A 14,888-nucleotide genomic window follows, 5' to 3' on the forward strand; every position below is an offset into this window, starting at 1 on the left:
GCGGGACCGCCGGTCCACGCGCGCGTGCGCGCCCGCCCCCGCCCTCGTCAGCTGTCGAAGGCGAAGACCGAGCCTGTGCGCGCCGACATCGCGCACCCGTTGGGGAAGGTCTGCGCGTACTCGACCTCCCGGCCGTCCCACATCCCGCGCGCGTGGACGCTGACCGGCGCGTAGACCATCGGGCAGAACACGTCCCTGGGCGGGAGGGCCGCGATGTCGCCGTCCGTCGCGGCCAGTTCCGCGCACGCCTCGGCGGCGAGCACGTGCCCCTGGGGCGGGTCGCACATGAGAAGGGTGCCGCGCGTGTCGCTGGAGCGTGCGTCGCCCTTGGTGACCGTGAGGTAGAGGTAGTCGCCGGAGAGCGGGGAGGCGGGCGCGGGCGCCGCCTGCGCCGGGGCCGTGCCGGCCAGGAGCAGGACGGCCGTCAGCAGACCGCCCCGTACCGCTTGCGCTGTGATGCTGATCGTCATTCCAGATGCATCGGCACGGCGGCCTGGGAACCCCACCCCGACTCACCCGAACGGGAGCACGCGGGCGCGTGCCCGACGGCGAGTTCGAACGCGGCGAGCACCACCCGGGACTGGTACTCCACCTGGCGCGTGACCGGTATCCAGCGCGCGCCGCAGCCGTCGCGGTAGTCGACGCACCACTCGTCGATCAGCCGGTCCAGGTCGGGCAGCACGTTCGCCGGATCACGTCCGGCGCTGGTGACGAGCTGGTGCAGCAGGCCCGCCGTGCGCAGGGCGAGCCGCCGTCCTGCGATGCGCAGGGCGACCAGGTGCGCGGTGCTCATCGGCGGCAGCGGGCGCGCCCCGTCGGCGACGTCGGGGTCCCACGCGTCGGCGAGGCCGGGGCAGACCAGTAAATAGTCGTCCACCGGGGCGAGCAGACGGGCCGCGTCCGGCACGTCCGCGAGGTGCGGCCGCATCACCGCCAGGAGCCGCTCCAGGAACCGCGTGTCGTGGCGCAGGGTGTGGCTGACCGCGCGCAGCACGGCGGCCGCGTCGACGGGCGGGGAGTCGTCCTCGACGGCGGCCACGCCCCACATGGGCGCCTCGACGATGGCGGTCACCGTGCCGTACCGGTAGGGGTGGTACCAGGTCGACTCGACGGCGGCCTCGGTAATGGCGGCGGCCAGGTCGCCGATCCGGGGCGGCGGGATGCGGTAGACGGCGGGGCCGAGGCTGGGCCAGTACAGGGTGTCGTACGGGCCGAGTTCGCGCGGGACGCGCAGGTGGGCGGCGGTGCCGGCGACGCGCTGGGCGAGGCCCGGCAGGTCGTGGGTGAGCTCGACGAAGCCGCCGCCGACGTCGACGCCGTGCAGCGAGCACTGCAGGAAGGGCCGCAGCTCGTCCTGGAGGTGAAGCAGGGTGCGGGTCTCCGGCAGCGCGGCGCCCGCCGCGCCGTCGGGCAGCCACTCGGGCTGTTCGTGGAAGCCGGGCCGGAAGAAGTTCCGGAAGTAGCGGCCGAGGGTGTACGGGCCCCGCAGCCAGCCCTCGTTGCGGCGCAGGCCGTCGGGGTCGAGGGAGAGCAGCAGGTTCCAGGTGGCGTCGGCGCCCTCGGTGTAGCGGGGGTCGGCGAGCGCGCGTTCGGCCAGGCGCAGAACCGTGGCGCCGCCGACGGGCTCGTTGGCGTGCGGGCCTGCGACGACGAGGGCCTGGCGGCTGCCGTGACCGACGGAAAGCAGCCACATGGGGGTGCCCGCGCGGGAGGTGCCCACGCGGCGCAGCCGTGCGTCGCGGGGGTGGCGGGCGACGAGTGCGGCCGCCCGGGCGCCGAGTTCGTCGACGGTCGGGTAGCGCTGGAGGGGCGGCAGGGCACACCTCCACAATGCGGTGCCGTTGGTTCACCTGACGTACATGGCGTACGCACAGTCAGTCACGAGTTGGGGGGTACGTCAACACCGTGGAGGGGAAGAGGATTTGAGCCATCTCACCAGGTCAACGCGGTGTCATGCTCAGGCCAAAGCTAAGGCGCGGCTCAGTCGTCCGTCAGTCGACGGCGAGCCGGAAGGACATCCGTCCGAAGCCGACCTGGTCGCCCTCGCGGACCACGGCGGCACCGATGACCCGACGGCCGTTGACCGTCGTGCCGTTGGTGGAGCCCAGATCCCGCAGCACCCACATGCCGCCCTGCCGGCTGAGCTCGGCGTGCACCCGCGAGACCGTCTCGTGCGTCAGGCGCAGTCCGTTGGCCGGATCCCGGCCTATCCGCAGCGCATGGCCGCCCGCGGGGTGCGGCAGCAGCAGCTTGGGCAGGCGCTCGGCCTGCCAGGCCCTGCGCAGCCGTACGGTGAAGCCGGAGACGGCCTCCACGGTGCCGAACACCAGGCGGGAGACGCGGCTCTCCTGGGGCAGGTCGGCGGTGAGGACGGCGAGCTCGTCCGAGCGGCGGGCCGCGAGGGCCAGCTCCATGCGGCGGATGAACGTGTCGTGCGACAGCCGTCCCATGGCGACGCCGTCACGGAGCACCTTCAGCGCCTTGTCGCGCTCCGCGTCCGAAAGCCGCGCGGGGTACGTGTTGAACTCGAAGGACGACGTCACGTTGGTGATTGTCGGTCAGTGAACCCCGGGTGTCCAGAAAGCGAGAAAACGGCCGCCACGCTCGCGTGCGGGGCGAGACCCGCCGTAAAAGAGGCCATTGGAAAGCGGATTGATCTCGTTTGAAGCACCATGGACGGGCTACATCACGGTGAGCAGACGAAGGGGAACCGTCCGTGCAGTTCGAGGTGTGGGCACCGCAGGCCGGCCGAGTGACGCTCCAGTGCGACGGCGTCACGCGCGCGCTGGAACCCGATCCGGAACGCGAGGGCTGGTGGCGAGGCGAGGCGGAGGCGCGGGACGGCTCGCGGTACGGGTTCGCGCTGGACGACGGGCCCGTGCTGCCCGACCCGCGCTCGCGCAGGCAGCCGGACGGCCCGGACGGGCCGAGCGCGGTCGTCGACCACGGCCGGTACGACTGGCGCGCCGAGTGGGCCGGCCGGCCGCTGCCGGGTGCGGTGCTCTATGAGCTGCACGTGGGCACGTACACCCGTGAGGGCACCCTGGACGCCGCCGCCGAGCGGCTCGGACATCTCGTCGAACTCGGCGTCACGCACGTCGAGTTGATGCCCCTGTGCCCCTTCCCGGGGCGGCACGGCTGGGGCTACGAGGGCGTGTCGCTGTGGGCCGTGCACGAGCCGTACGGCGGCCCGGAGGGGCTGAAACGGTTCGTCGACCGGGCGCACGAACTGGGCCTCGGGGTGGTCCTGGACGTCGTACACAACCATCTGGGGCCTTCGGGCAACTACCTGCCGGCGTTCGGGCCGTACTTCACGGACACGCACCACACGCCCTGGGGTTCCGCCGTCAACCTGGACGCTCCGGGGTCGGACGAGGTGCGGGCCTTCCTGCGGGAGAGCGCGCTGGCGTGGTTGCGGGACTACCGGCTCGACGGCCTGCGGCTGGACGCGGTGCACGCGCTGGCGGACACGCGCGCGTGCCGCTTCCTGGAGGAGTTGTCGACGGCGGTGGACACCCTGTCCACGGACCTGGGACGGCCGCTGTTCCTCATCGCGGAGTCCGACCTGAACGACCCGCGGCTCATCACGCCCCGCGAGGAGGGCGGGTACGGCCTGCAGGCGCAGTGGAACGACGACTTCCACCACTGCCTGCACACTGCGCTGACCGGCGAGTCGCAGGGCTACTACGCCGACTTCGCGCGCGCTCCCCTGGCCGCGATCGCCAGGACGCTCACCCGCGGCTACTTCCACGACGGCACGTACTCCAGCTTCCGCGGCCGCCACCACGGGCGTCCCCTGGACAGCACGCGCGTGGCCGCGCACCGGCTGCTGGGCTACAGCCAGACCCACGACCAGGTCGGCAACCGCGCCCAGGGCGACCGCCTGTCGGCGATGCTCTCCCCCGGCCTGCTGGCGTGCGCGGCCACGCTCACCCTCACCGCGCCCTTCACGCCGATGCTGTTCATGGGCGAGGAGTGGGCCGCGGCGACGCCCTGGCAGTTCTTCACCGACCACACCGATCCCGAGCTCGCGGAGGCCGTACGGCGGGGCCGGCGGCGGGAGTTCGCGGCGCACGGCTGGGCCGAGGAGGACGTGCCCGACCCGCAGGACCCGGCGACCCGGGACCGGTCCTGCCTGGACTGGAGCGAGCCGGAGCGCGACCCGCACGCGCGCGTGCTCGCCTGGTACCGCCGCCTGATCGCCCTGCGGCACGAACAGGCCGACCTCACCGACCCCGACCTCGGCGACACCAAGGTGGCGTACGACGAGCGGGAACGCTGGCTCGCCTTCCGGCGCGGGGACGTACGCGTCGCCGTGAACCTCGCCAAGGCCTCCGCGGTGATCCCCCTGGGGCCGCGCCACGCGCGCGTACTGGCCGCCTGGGAACCGGTACAGCCGCCGGGCGCCGACGGCGTACTGCACGTACCGGGCGAGTCCGCGGTGGTTCTGCTGCAGAGCTGAACGCGAGACCGGGCGACGCCAGGTACCGGGCAACTGCTACGACTCCTCGCCCGTGCCCTCGTCCCTGAGTTCCGTCACGCGTTCCAGCAGGATGGCCTCCCAGGCGTGGCGGAGCTGGAGTCGCAGGAGCGGCGGTGCGGACTTGTCGCCGGCGTCGAGGTGGTCGGCGAGGCGGATCACCGTGTCGCAGCGGGCCAGCCACAGGCCCCGCAGGCAGGGGCGGGCGCCGTAGCCGGCGAGGGTGGCGGCGCGGACGGCGGCCGGGGAGCCGACGGCGATCGCGAGACCGGCGATGTCCTCCGCGGGGTCGCCGACCGCCGCGGCGGTCCAGTCGAGCACGCCGCGGACCCGGCCGTCGGCGCTGACGACCAGGTGCTCGCCCCGCAGGCCGTGGTGGACGAGGACCGCGGTGCCGGGCTGCGCGGCGAGCTGGACGGCGGCCGGCGGGGTGAGCTGGTGGAGGCGTGCGGGGTCGAACTCGTCGGCGGCGGCCAGACGCCCGGCGGCCCGCTCCGCGGCCCTGCGCAGCGCCTCCAGGGAGCGCGGGGCGGCACGCGGGACGCCGAGTGCCTCGGCCTGCCGGGCGGGCACCTCGCGCAGCCCGGTGAGCAGTCCGGCCAGGTCGGCCTCGCCGACGGCCGACACCTCGTGCTGCTCCGCGGTGCCACCGGGCACCTTGGTGTCGAGCGTGTACGTCAGGCCGGGCGCCCACTCGCCGTGCGCGACGCTGGTCGGCACGGCGAGCGGGAGGTGCGGGCGCACGACGTCCCGCAGGCGCAGTTCGCGGCGTTGGCGCAGCGCGGCGTCGCGGTCGGGGGCGAGGCGCAGGACGTGCCGGGTGCCGACCCACCAGGTGGAGTGCCCACCGCCCTCGGCGACCGGCCGCACCTCGGGCCCGGCGGCGCCCGTGCCGTCCTTGAGCAGGGAACTGACCAGTCGGCGGACGGTGTCCGTGGTGGGTGTCGGTGCCTGGGTCATGGTCGCGCCGTTGTCACTCGGGGGTGTACGGGGGCTCATGGATCGCTCAGTCCACTATGACCATCTCGCGGTCGGTGTCGTTGAGACGGCGGCCGCCGTCCGCGGTGACCGTCACGATGTCCTCGATGCGCACGCCGAAGCGGCCGGGCAGATAGACACCCGGTTCCACCGAGAAGCACATGCCGGGCACGAGGGGCTGCAGTTCGCCCTCGATCATGTACGGCGGCTCGTGCGTGGTGACGCCGATGCCGTGCCCGGTGCGGTGGATGAAGTACTCGCCGTACCCGGCGCCCTCGATGACCGCACGGGCGGCCCGGTCGACCTCCTGGCAGGCGGCCCCGGGCCGGACCGCCCGGAAGCCGGCCTCCTGGGCCTCGCGCACCAGGTCGTGCACCCGGCGTTCCTCGTCGGTGGGCTCGCCGACGTGCACGGTGCGGGAGGTGTCGGAGCCGTACCCGTCCTTCAGGCCGCCGAAGTCGAGGACGACCATGTCGCCGCGCTCGATGACGCGGTCGCCGACCTCGTGGTGCGGATTGGCGCCGTTCGGCCCCGAGGCGACGATGGTGAAGTCGACCTGGGAGTGGCCGAACCGCCGCAGCAGCTCGGCGAGATCGGCACCGACCTCGGACTCCCTGCGGCCGGCGAAGGGAACCTTCCGGATCTCCTCGAAGGTTGCGTCGGCAGCCGCGCCCGCGGCTGCCATCAGGTGCAGTTCCGTCTCGTCCTTGACGGCCCGCAGCATCGGCAGTGCCTCGGTGAGCGAGGCGTACGTGGTGCCGGGCAGCGCCCGCTGCAGACCGAGCAGGTGCATCGCCCAGGCGTTGTCGCTGATGCCGAAGCGCCCGTCGACGTCGAGGAGGGCGGCGGTGGCGGCGTAGGGGTCCTTGCCGTCGGTCCAGTCCCGCAGGCTCAGGGCCGAGGCGCCGGCCGCCTTCGCCGCGTCCGGGGCCTCCAGGGTGGGGACGACCAGGACGGGGGCGCGTCCGGGGGCCAGGACCAGGAGGGTGAGCCGTTCGGTGGCCGCGGGGGGCGCGTAGCCGGTCAGCCACACCAGGTCCGGTCCGGGGGCCACGAGGAGCCCGGCGAGCCCCGCGTCGGCCGCCGCCCGCGCGGCGCGGTCCATGCGGGCCCGGTAGTCGTCGGCGGTGAAGGGCGCGAGCGTGCTGCCGGTCATCCGGGCCTCCCTGGTCGGGTGAAGGGACCACAAGGGACTACGGGCAGCATCCTGCCCGCACACCGGGGGCGGCGCGACCGGTCTGCGGATCTTTCGCCCGCCTCGTCGCTCACGGCGTCAGCCCTCCAGGGCGAGCCGGACGCCGAGGAGCAGCAGCACGCCTCCGGAGACCTGCTCCAGGCGCCTGCGTGCCCCGGCACGGGACAGCACCGTGCGCAGACGGCCCACGAACCACACGTACAGGCCGTAGTAGCCGACCTCGTAGACGGCCCAGAGTGCGGCGAGGCCGACCATGGCGGGCAGGTGCGGGGCGCCCTTCGGCACGAACTGCGGCAGGAAGGACATGGCGAAGACGGCGGCCTTGGGGTTGGCGAGGTTGAGCAGCAGTCCGCCGCGGTAGGCGGCCCAGCCGGTCCTGCCGCGGCCCTCCCGAAGGCCCTCGGCCTCCTCGGCGTCCTCGCCGTCCCCGGTGCGGCGGGCGCGCCGCAGTGCCTGGACGCCGAAGACGACCAGGACGAGCGCGCCGACGAAGCGCATCACGTCGTACGCCACCTCGGAGGCCGCGAGCAGCGCGGTCAGGCCGGAGGCGGCGACGACGCCCCAGGTGAACACGCCGGTCTCGTTGCCGAGGACGGTCAGGAAGCCCGAGCGCCGGCTGCGCAGCGACTGTTTGACGATCAGCACCGTGCTGGGTCCGGGCGAGGCGGCGATGAGCGTGCACGCGCCGAGGAAGGCGAGGAGGGTGCTCAGCATGAGGGCCATCGTGGCCCCGGGTCACGGGCCGGGACCACCGCTTTCCCGCGCGTAACGCCAAACAGCTCGGCAACCATTAGCAACTAATGCTTAGATGCCACCAAGCCATTAGCCGGGTCTTGGCCGTCCCGGCAACTCTCGGGAGGCATGGGACCGTGCTCGTACTCGCACACATCAGCGATCTGCATCTCGACGGAAGCCCGCGGGCGACGGAGCGCGCCGAGCGGGTGCGGGACCGGCTGTGGGGGCTGCCGGGGCGGGTGGACGCGCTGCTGGTGACCGGGGACATCGCCGACCACGGGACGGAGGCGGAGTACGAGGAGGCGGCCCGCATCCTGGGGCTGCGCGACGCAGGGGCGCCGTTCCCGGTGCTGACCTGCCCCGGCAACCACGACGTCCGGGCGCCGTACCGCAAGGCCCTGCTGGGGCGTCCGGCGGCGGACGGGCCCGTCAACAGCGCGCACGTCTTCGACGACGGCGCGGTGCTGATGTGCGACTCCAGCATCCCGGGGCGGGACGAGGGGGCGCTGGACGAGGAGACGTACGACTGGATCGAGACGACCCTGGAGGACCTCGACGGGAGTGTGCCGGTGCTGCTCGCCTTCCACCACCCGCCGGCCGCCCTGCGCCACCCCCTGCCCGACGCCGGCCGACTGGCCGAGCCGGGCCCGCTGGCCGCGCTGCTGGAGCGGCGGCCGGAGATCGCGGGGCTGATCACCGGTCACGCGCACACGGGCGCCGCGAGTGTCTTCGCCGGGCGGCCGCTGGTCGTCGGCCCCGCAGTGACGTGGACGCTGCGGCTGCCGTGGGAGGGCGAGGGGGTGGCCGACCGCGACGCCCCGGTCGGACTCGCCTTTCACGTGCTGGCCGACACCGGGCGCCTGACCACGCACTTCCGGGTGGTCACGTGACGACGCCGGGTACGGCCGTCAACTGCTGGTAGCCACCGCTTCGGTGACGGATCGTCAGGATCACCCGGGCACCGGGGCGGGCGTGGGCCACGGCGCGGGCGAGGTCGGCCGCCGAGCCGACTCGGGTCCGGTCGAGGGCGAGGACGACGTCGCCGCGGACCAGGCCGGCCGTGTAACCGGGACCGGGGACGTGGACGCCGACGACCAGGGCGCCGGTCTTCTCGGCGTCGACGGCCTCCAGACCGAGGGTCGCCGCGGCGGGCGCCGGGGACGCCATCGCCGGCGTCGGTGGTGGCGAGGGGGCGGAGTGGGCCGCGCCCGCCGGGGCGCCCGGGGTGCGTACCTGGCGTTGCAGGTCGGCGAGGCCGCGCATGCCGACCGCCGTGACTCCGGCGGTGCCGAGACCGACTCCGGACAGCACCAGGAGGGTTCCGGTGAACAGCGCGAACAGCGCGGTCCTGAGCCGCCGGGCCCTCCGTCGCGCGACGTGCGGCCGGCGCACGGGCGCCCCGGACGCGGCGCCACCGCCGGGGTCCTGGCCTGGCATCGGCTTGGGACGCAACGCAGTCTGTTCCATGTCTCGCCTCCGGCATGAGCCCTACCCCGCGCCCCGGCGCACAACGAGCCACGAACGAGTGAGACTGTCCGCCGGACGGAACCGCCCCCAGGGCGCAGGACGGGCCCGGGGCGCCAGCCGACGCGAGGTCAGGGGCGGGCGGCCAGGGCTTCGGCCAGGGTTGCGGCCGGGCCGGGGAGGGGGGTGGTGTGCAGGAGTTCGGTTCGGTGGATGAGGCGTGGGTGGATGAGGGGGATCGCCACCGTGCCCGGTACGTCGGCGGCCGCCGCCGCGGGGAGCAGCGTCAGGCCGCGACCCGCGGCGGCCAGCGCGGTGAGGGTGCGCACGTCGGTGCCTTCGTAGCGCAGGGCGGTGCGGAAGCCGTGGCCGCCGTTCGCCGCGCGGAGCTGGGACAGGGGCAGGGCCGCGTCGGGAGCGTCCAGCCAGCGGGCGTCGGCGAGGTCGCCGAGGCGCAGGCCGGGGCGGCCGGCCAGCGGGTGGGCGGCGGGCAGGAGGACACGGACGGGCTCCTCCGCGACGCCGTACGCGGTCAGCGGGGCCACGTCCGGCAGCCGCAGCGGGTCGCTGGGGGCGGCCAGGCCGTCGACCAGGCCGAGGTCCGCCGTACCGGTGGCGACGGCCACCGGCACGTCGTCGCGGGGCAGCACGCGCAGGGTCACACCGGCCGCCGGGAGTGCGGAGACGGCTCGCTGGAGGAGCGCGGTGGGTGCCGCCGCGAGCGTCAGGCCGTGCTCCGGCGCGGAGGCCATCCGTACGACGTCGGCCCGTGCCGCGTCGAGGCGCAGCAGCAGCGGGCCCGCGTGCTCGAGGAGCCGCTCGCCGGCCGCGGTGGGGGCGACCGGGCGGCGGGTCAGCAGGGCGGCGCCGAGGTCCTGTTCGAGGGCGGCGATGTGCTGGGACACCGCCGACTGGGTGTAGCCGAGCTCGCGGGCGGCCTCGGAGAAGGAGGCGAGACGGGCGACGGTGACATAGGTGCGCAGGAGGTGCGGGTCCATGCATACAGGCTCTCATCAGATCTGCTTATCGAGGGTGCAGAAATCATCGTTGGACGCGATGGGGCGGCCGCATCCACGATGAGGTCATGACGAACACCGCAGCCCGGACCGCCCGGGTCGCCCTGGTCGGCGACCGCTCCCCCGATGTCGTGGCGCACACCCGCATCCCGCTCCTGCTGGACGCGCTGGCCGAGCGCGACCGGCTCGTCCTCGACGCCTACTGGATCCCGTCCGAGGACGCCGGGCACGAGGACGCCGTGCGCGGTTTCGACGCCGTGTGGGTGGTGCCCGGCAGCCCCTACCGCAGCGAGGCCGGCGTCATCGACGCGATCCGCACCGCGCGCGTGGAGGGCATCCCCTTCCTGGGAACGTGCGGCGGTTTCCAGCACGCGCTGCTGGAGTTCGCCCGGAACGTGTGCGGGCTGACGCGCGCGGGGCACGCGGAGAACGACCCCGGCACCGAGGACCCCCTCATCGAACCGCTGGCCTGCTCGCTGGTGGACCACGAGGGCGTGGTCGTGCTCGAGCCGGGATCGCTCGCCCAGTCGGTGATCGGCTCGGAGCGGACCGTCGAGCGCTACTTCTGCGCCTACGGCCCCTCACACCATCTCGACACCCTGCGCGCGCACGGCATCCGCTTCTCGGGTCACGACGGTGACGGTCATGTCCGTGTTGCCGAGCTCCCCGGTCACCCCTTCTTCCTCGCCTCGCTGTTCCAGCCGGAGCTGGCGGGCGACGGCTCGCGCCCGCACCCGATGGTCCGGGCGCTGGCGCGAGCCGCCGTGGAGCACGCGGAGCGTCAGCCCGTGTGACCCTCGCCGTGGCCGCCGTGCGCCCCGCCGTGGTCGAACCTCATCGCCTCCTCGGGCATGACGACGAAGGGCCGCATCATGCCCATGTCCTCGTGTTCGAGGAGGTGGCAGTGGTACATGAACCGGCCGTACGCGCCGTCGAACCTCCCCATGACGCGCAGGATCTGACCGCCCGGCACCCGGAACACGTCCTTGTGGCCGAGTTCGTTGGGCGCCAGCGGGATCGGCACCGACGGGTCGAAGGCGATGGGCGCGCGCGTGCCGCCCACCGCCGGGTCGAAGCCCGAGACGTCGTAGGCGTCGCGGCCCATCAGCTGGAAGTCGGCCAGGTGGATGTGCATCGGGTGGACGATCGGCGCGAGGTTGAGGAAGCTCCACTGCTCGTAGGAGCCCTCGGCGATGGTGAAGCCGAGGCCGTCGTTGAACGTCCGGGAGGTGCGCCGGTACGTCTTCGTCGTGCCGTCGGCGCCGGTGAGCTGGATGACGCCGTCCGAGGGGATCCGGATGTCGCCGGGGTCGTCGACCTCGGTCATCTCCCAGATCTCCGGGTGCCCGCCAGAGCCCTTGGTGCCGGGCACGGTCAGCACGACCAGGCGGTGGCCGTGCGGGAGGTCGTGCGTGAGGCGGCGGAAGGAACCGGAGAGCACCTCGGGCAGTTCGAAGGCGTCCAGGCAGCCGTCCTCGCCCACGCGGAACTCCATCACCGCCGGGTTGCGCACGTCACCCGCCGGGTCGGGCACGCCCGGCGGCTGGTTGCGTCCCTTGTTGACCAGCCGCAGCCTCCTGCCGGCGAGGCCGCGGAAGTCGACCAGCAGGTCGAACCGCTCGGCCGGCGCCACGGTCAGCGTCGGCAGCGCGCCGTCGAAGTCGACCGGCACCGGGCGGGGCAGCAGTCCGCCGTCACTGCCGATCTGATGGACGACGCCCGGCACCGGGTCGCCGTCCTCGTCGACCAGGGCGAGCTGGTAGATGCGCGCGTTGGAGGCGTTGACCAGCCGGAAGCGGTACCAGGCGGCGTCCACCTCGGCGTACGGCCAGATGCGGCCGTTGACCGTCGTGTACGGGCCGGTGAACGGGATGGAGACCGGCTTGCCCGTCTCCGGGTTCTGCTGCTGGACGATCACCGTCTTGTGCAGCAGCCGGCCGTTGAGCCGGCCGTCCTCGTCGGTGTCGAGGTTGCGGTCGGCGAGCAGCAGCGGTATCTCCCGCACTCCGGAGGGGAGTTGCAGGGCGTCCTCCTCGTCGTCACGGACGAGGTAGGTGCCGTACAGGCCCGTGTGCACGTTCCACCGGGTGATGTTCATGGCGTGGTCGTGGTACCACCACTGCACCGCCTGGTGGTCGTTCGGGTACTCCGAGAGCTGGGCGTCGCCGAATCCGACGGCGTTGTCCGCCCAGCCGTCGTTGCCGCCGCCCGTCTGCGCCCCGTGCAGGTGCGTCACCGTCCACGCGGGCAGGGCGGCGACGTCCTTGTTCGGCTCGGCTCCCTCGCGGCCCGGCTCGGTGCTGGGCGGCGGGGTGCCCGGCGCGCGGGCGGGCACCTCCACCGAGGTGACCGGGTACTCGCTGCCCTTGGGAACCCGGTTGGTCCAGGCGATGCGCACGCGCTGCCCGCGCCGGACCTCGATGGTCGGCCCCGGCACGTGTCCGTCGTAGCCCCACATCAGGGTCGGCGGAAGCTGCGGGTGCAGGCGGACCCAGGTGGGACGCACCGCGATCTCGGTCTCGCGCAGCACGTCACCGGTGCCGGGCCGCAGGACGGGCGGGACCGGCAACGGCGTGACGTACGGCACCAGTTCGTCCGGAGCCGGCGCCGCTTCCCCCGTGCCGTCGCCGGTGATCCTCTCGATGATGTCGGTCAAGGTCGAACACCCCCGTGTGTTCTGTGGTCTTGTCCTCTCACCTCACTGGACTCGTGGCGCCTCGGCGAAGTTCCCGGAATGCCGCATTCCGCACGAAATGGCGGAAAACTCTCGGTGCTTCAGTGAACGGGTACGGCGGGCGGCATGTCCGGCAGGAAGCCGTGGGAGCGGCGGGCCAGGTAGTGGGGCTTGTAACGGTCGACCTCGCGGTGCCAGTTGAGGATGCCCGAAAGCCAGTTCCGCAGGTCCGTCACATAGCCCCGCATGATCTCCCGTGCCTCGTCGGAGAGGGCGAAGTCGTCGTAGGCGACGGGGAGTTCGTTCGCCGCCACGTACTCGAACTGTTCCATGCGCCGGGTCATCAGGTCGTGGACGACGCGCAGGGCGGTCGGGTAGTCGACACCGAAGAAGTTCTGGACCACCAGGATCGCGTTGTGGATCTCGCCCTCGTACTCGATCTCCTTCTGGTACGAGAAGACGTCGTTGACCAGGCAGGCGTAGTCGACGGCGGCGTTCTCCAGGGAGCGGACCGGACCGCTGCGGTAGATCTCGGGCGGGACGGCGGGGCCGTGCCCCATGCGGCACAGGCTCATGGTCAGGTCCGCGCCGAAGGTGGCGCGGCGCATCTCCAGGTAGTCGACCGGGTCGGGGATGCGGTTCTGCAGCTGGTTCGACAGCTCCCACACCCAGCTCTCGGTCATCACGTCCACCGAGTCCCTGAGGGTGCGTCGCTGGTCGGGGGTCATCGGCGCCGTCGTACGCGCCCACAGGTCGGCCAGGCCGCGTTCCATGGCGTTGACCGGGACGAGGGTCGGCTCGCCGTCCAGGGGCATGCACTCCGACAGGCGCCGTGTGGTGAGGCGCGCGGCGGCCAGGTCGCGGCGGTGGCCGAAGACGAGCGGGTAGTAGTCGTCCCCGTAAGTGCCCCAGGCGAGCCACTGGGCGCTGAGGTCGAGGGCTTCGGGTGTCGCGTCGGGGTCGAGGCCGGCCGAGCAGAGCGGCAGGTCGTAGGCGGCCAGCTTGTCCTCGTCCCAGACGCCCTCGTGGAGGATGCCCATGGTGTGCGCCCAGGCCGCGAGACGCGTGCGCGCGCCCTCCAGGTGGGGGCTCAGCTCCACCTGGAAGGGCATGTGGAAGTCGGGCAGCAGCGAGGGGCCGACCTTCTGGTACGGCACGTGCGTGTACGCGCGCAGCCGCTCGGCGCCGGCCGACGCGAGCAGGGCGCCGACGTCGGCCGCGGAGGTGCCGGGTCCCGTCGGTCCGTGCCAGGGGCTGGTGGCCCGCGCGCGGGCGTTCATGTAGCGGCTGGAGCGCATGTGCCACTCGTGGCCGCCGGACTGCCAGTCCTGCAGGCCCCGCGCGTACTTGGCGACGGCCGCGACCTCGGCGGCGGTCAGGCCCCGGTCCAGGGCGAGCGCGGGCACCTCGGTGAGCGCGGTGTGCTCGAACTGGTGGAGGCGTGAGGTCAGCACGTCGTTGACGGTGTCGGCGGCTTCCTGGGTGGTGCAGCCGAAGAAGGTCTCCAGGACGAGGACGCCGTTGCTGTTCTCGCCCTCGTCCTCGACCTCGCGCTGGTAGGAGAACAGGTCGTTGCGCAAGTGGACGGCGTCGGAGAACGTCTCCATCAGCACCCTGAGCGGCCTCGATCCGGCGACGGACGAGGGTACTTCGGCCGTCGCGTACTCCACCAGCCCCGCCGACCAGGGCGCGCCGCCCACCTTGCGGCGCATCTCGATGTACTCGACGGGGTTGGCGATCCGCCCCTCGTTGATGTTGGACAGTTCCCACAGGGACTCGTTGAGCAGGTGCTCGGTGGCCACGGCGAAGCGGCGGCGCCAGTCGACGGACATCGACGGAACCGTGCGCGCCCACAGGTCGGCGAGCCCGGCCTCGACCGGGTTGCTCGGCTCGGGTACGGCGGCCGCGAGGTCGAGTGGCATGAAGAGCGGGAGCCGGTCCAGGTAGGCCTTGCCGCCGGCCCGGTCCTGGGTGCGTTTGAAGGTCTCCAGGAAGTGGTCGTCGAAGAAGAAGACCCACACGTACCAGTCGGTGATCAGCGACAGCGCGGGGCCGTCGCAGTCGGGGTGGGTGTAGGCGCAGAGCAGTCCGTAGTCGTGCGCGTCGAGGTCCGACTGCTCCCAGATCCCGGACCCCTCCAGCATGCCCATCTCGCGCGCCCACTCGCCCGAGTGGGCGCGCGCCTCGTCGACGTGCGGGTTCAGCCGCGCGGGATACGGCATGTAGAAGTGCGGGAGTTCGAAGGGCTGCTGCGTCATGGCCGGGCCCTACCCGTGGCCCCGCGGCGGCATCCACGGGGCGGGACATGATCACACCATCGCGTGAACCGGGGCGGATCCGGGAGCT

13 protein-coding genes are annotated in these 14,888 nt (G+C 73.1%); 3 read left to right on the plus strand and 10 right to left on the minus strand.

Translation table 11 applies throughout. The features are described from left to right. Positions 1 to 47 precede the first annotated feature (47 nt). The 3 genes from ACQF4J_RS12480 to ACQF4J_RS12490 form a co-directional block, all read right to left on the minus strand. Positions 48 to 470 carry an SSI family serine proteinase inhibitor gene (locus ACQF4J_RS12480; RefSeq protein WP_351563226.1) on the minus strand — a complete coding sequence of 141 codons (423 nt, stop codon included), beginning with the start codon at positions 468 to 470 and terminating at the stop codon, positions 48 to 50. Next, positions 467 to 1,831 (minus strand): M14 family zinc carboxypeptidase, encoded by a 1,365-nt coding sequence (locus tag ACQF4J_RS12485; protein ID WP_351563224.1) that lies wholly within the window; start codon positions 1,829 to 1,831, stop codon positions 467 to 469. Before ACQF4J_RS12485 ends, ACQF4J_RS12480 begins: the two co-directional genes overlap by 4 nt. A 160-nt stretch (positions 1,832 to 1,991) precedes the next feature. After that, positions 1,992 to 2,543: a DUF1707 and FHA domain-containing protein gene (locus ACQF4J_RS12490; RefSeq protein WP_351563222.1), complete on the minus strand. Its 552-nt coding sequence runs from the start codon at positions 2,541 to 2,543 to the stop codon at positions 1,992 to 1,994. A gap of 173 nt (positions 2,544 to 2,716) precedes the next feature. Between ACQF4J_RS12490 and treZ the strand changes: the two genes are divergently transcribed. Further along, the gene (gene treZ / locus ACQF4J_RS12495) at positions 2,717 to 4,462 is read left to right on the plus strand and encodes a malto-oligosyltrehalose trehalohydrolase (RefSeq protein ID WP_427165630.1); all 1,746 of its coding nucleotides are present in this window, start codon (positions 2,717 to 2,719) and stop codon (positions 4,460 to 4,462) included. Positions 4,463 to 4,498: 36 nt separating this feature from the next. On the opposite strand, the gene ACQF4J_RS12500 is transcribed toward treZ, so the two are convergent. The 3 genes from ACQF4J_RS12500 to ACQF4J_RS12510 form a co-directional block, all read right to left on the minus strand. After that, positions 4,499 to 5,440 carry an aminoglycoside phosphotransferase family protein gene (locus ACQF4J_RS12500; protein ID WP_427165631.1) on the minus strand — a complete coding sequence of 314 codons (942 nt, stop codon included), beginning with the start codon at positions 5,438 to 5,440 and terminating at the stop codon, positions 4,499 to 4,501. 46 nt (positions 5,441 to 5,486) lie between these two features. Next, the gene (locus ACQF4J_RS12505; protein ID WP_351563216.1) at positions 5,487 to 6,614 is read right to left on the minus strand and encodes an aminopeptidase P family protein; all 1,128 of its coding nucleotides are present in this window, start codon (positions 6,612 to 6,614) and stop codon (positions 5,487 to 5,489) included. Positions 6,615 to 6,731: 117 nt separating this feature from the next. Next, a complete protein-coding gene (locus ACQF4J_RS12510) occupies positions 6,732 to 7,367 on the minus strand; it encodes a LysE family translocator (protein WP_427165632.1) in 636 nt (211 codons plus the stop codon). Between the two features lie 155 nt (positions 7,368 to 7,522). On the opposite strand from ACQF4J_RS12510, the gene ACQF4J_RS12515 reads away from it, so the two are divergent. Further along, positions 7,523 to 8,278, plus strand: a complete 756-nt coding sequence (locus tag ACQF4J_RS12515) for a metallophosphoesterase (protein WP_427165633.1) — start codon at positions 7,523 to 7,525, stop codon at positions 8,276 to 8,278. On the opposite strand, the gene ACQF4J_RS12520 is transcribed toward ACQF4J_RS12515, so the two are convergent. Together ACQF4J_RS12520 and ACQF4J_RS12525 are read right to left on the minus strand one after the other, a co-directional pair. Beyond that, positions 8,271 to 8,855 carry a PDZ domain-containing protein gene (locus tag ACQF4J_RS12520; RefSeq protein ID WP_427165634.1) on the minus strand — a complete coding sequence of 195 codons (585 nt, stop codon included), beginning with the start codon at positions 8,853 to 8,855 and terminating at the stop codon, positions 8,271 to 8,273. The genes ACQF4J_RS12515 and ACQF4J_RS12520 overlap by 8 nt on opposite strands. Positions 8,856 to 8,983: 128 nt before the next feature. Then, positions 8,984 to 9,850: a LysR family transcriptional regulator gene (locus ACQF4J_RS12525; RefSeq protein WP_351799539.1), complete on the minus strand. Its 867-nt coding sequence runs from the start codon at positions 9,848 to 9,850 to the stop codon at positions 8,984 to 8,986. Positions 9,851 to 9,936: 86 nt separating this feature from the next. Between ACQF4J_RS12525 and ACQF4J_RS12530 the strand changes: the two genes are divergently transcribed. Continuing rightward, positions 9,937 to 10,662 (plus strand): CTP synthase C-terminal region-related (seleno)protein, encoded by a 726-nt coding sequence (locus ACQF4J_RS12530; RefSeq protein ID WP_351563206.1) that lies wholly within the window; start codon positions 9,937 to 9,939, stop codon positions 10,660 to 10,662. On the opposite strand, the gene phsA is transcribed toward ACQF4J_RS12530, so the two are convergent. Beyond that, a complete protein-coding gene (gene phsA / locus ACQF4J_RS12535) occupies positions 10,650 to 12,524 on the minus strand; it encodes an O-aminophenol oxidase PhsA (protein ID WP_427165635.1) in 1,875 nt (624 codons plus the stop codon). The two genes, ACQF4J_RS12530 and phsA, sit on opposite strands and share 13 nt — an antisense overlap. 119 nt (positions 12,525 to 12,643) lie before the next feature. Further along, complete coding sequence (gene cyc2, locus ACQF4J_RS12540; protein WP_427165636.1) at positions 12,644 to 14,800, minus strand: germacradienol/geosmin synthase Cyc2; 2,157 nt, start codon at positions 14,798 to 14,800, stop codon at positions 12,644 to 12,646. Between the last annotated feature and the right edge of the window lie 88 nt (positions 14,801 to 14,888).

Source organism: Streptomyces sp. C1-1, from assembly GCF_050214755.1.
Taxonomy (GTDB): Bacteria; Actinomycetota; Actinomycetes; order Streptomycetales; family Streptomycetaceae; genus Streptomyces.

What these genes read in the sequence shown, in the direction of transcription:
- ACQF4J_RS12530 (WP_351563206.1), top strand. Translation starts at nt 9,937, where the DNA reads ATGACGAACACCGCAGCCCGGACCGCCCGGGTCGCCCTGGTCGGCGAC.
- ACQF4J_RS12525 (WP_351799539.1), bottom strand. Translation starts at nt 9,850, where the DNA reads ATGGACCCGCACCTCCTGCGCACCTATGTCACCGTCGCCCGTCTCGCC.
- ACQF4J_RS12520 (WP_427165634.1), bottom strand. Translation starts at nt 8,855, where the DNA reads ATGGAACAGACTGCGTTGCGTCCCAAGCCGATGCCAGGCCAGGACCCC.
- ACQF4J_RS12510 (WP_427165632.1), bottom strand. Translation starts at nt 7,367, where the DNA reads ATGCTGAGCACCCTCCTCGCCTTCCTCGGCGCGTGCACGCTCATCGCC.
- cyc2 (WP_427165636.1), bottom strand. Translation starts at nt 14,800, where the DNA reads ATGACGCAGCAGCCCTTCGAACTCCCGCACTTCTACATGCCGTATCCC.
- ACQF4J_RS12500 (WP_427165631.1), bottom strand. Translation starts at nt 5,440, where the DNA reads ATGACCCAGGCACCGACACCCACCACGGACACCGTCCGCCGACTGGTC.
- ACQF4J_RS12480 (WP_351563226.1), bottom strand. Translation starts at nt 470, where the DNA reads ATGACGATCAGCATCACAGCGCAAGCGGTACGGGGCGGTCTGCTGACG.
- ACQF4J_RS12505 (WP_351563216.1), bottom strand. Translation starts at nt 6,614, where the DNA reads ATGACCGGCAGCACGCTCGCGCCCTTCACCGCCGACGACTACCGGGCC.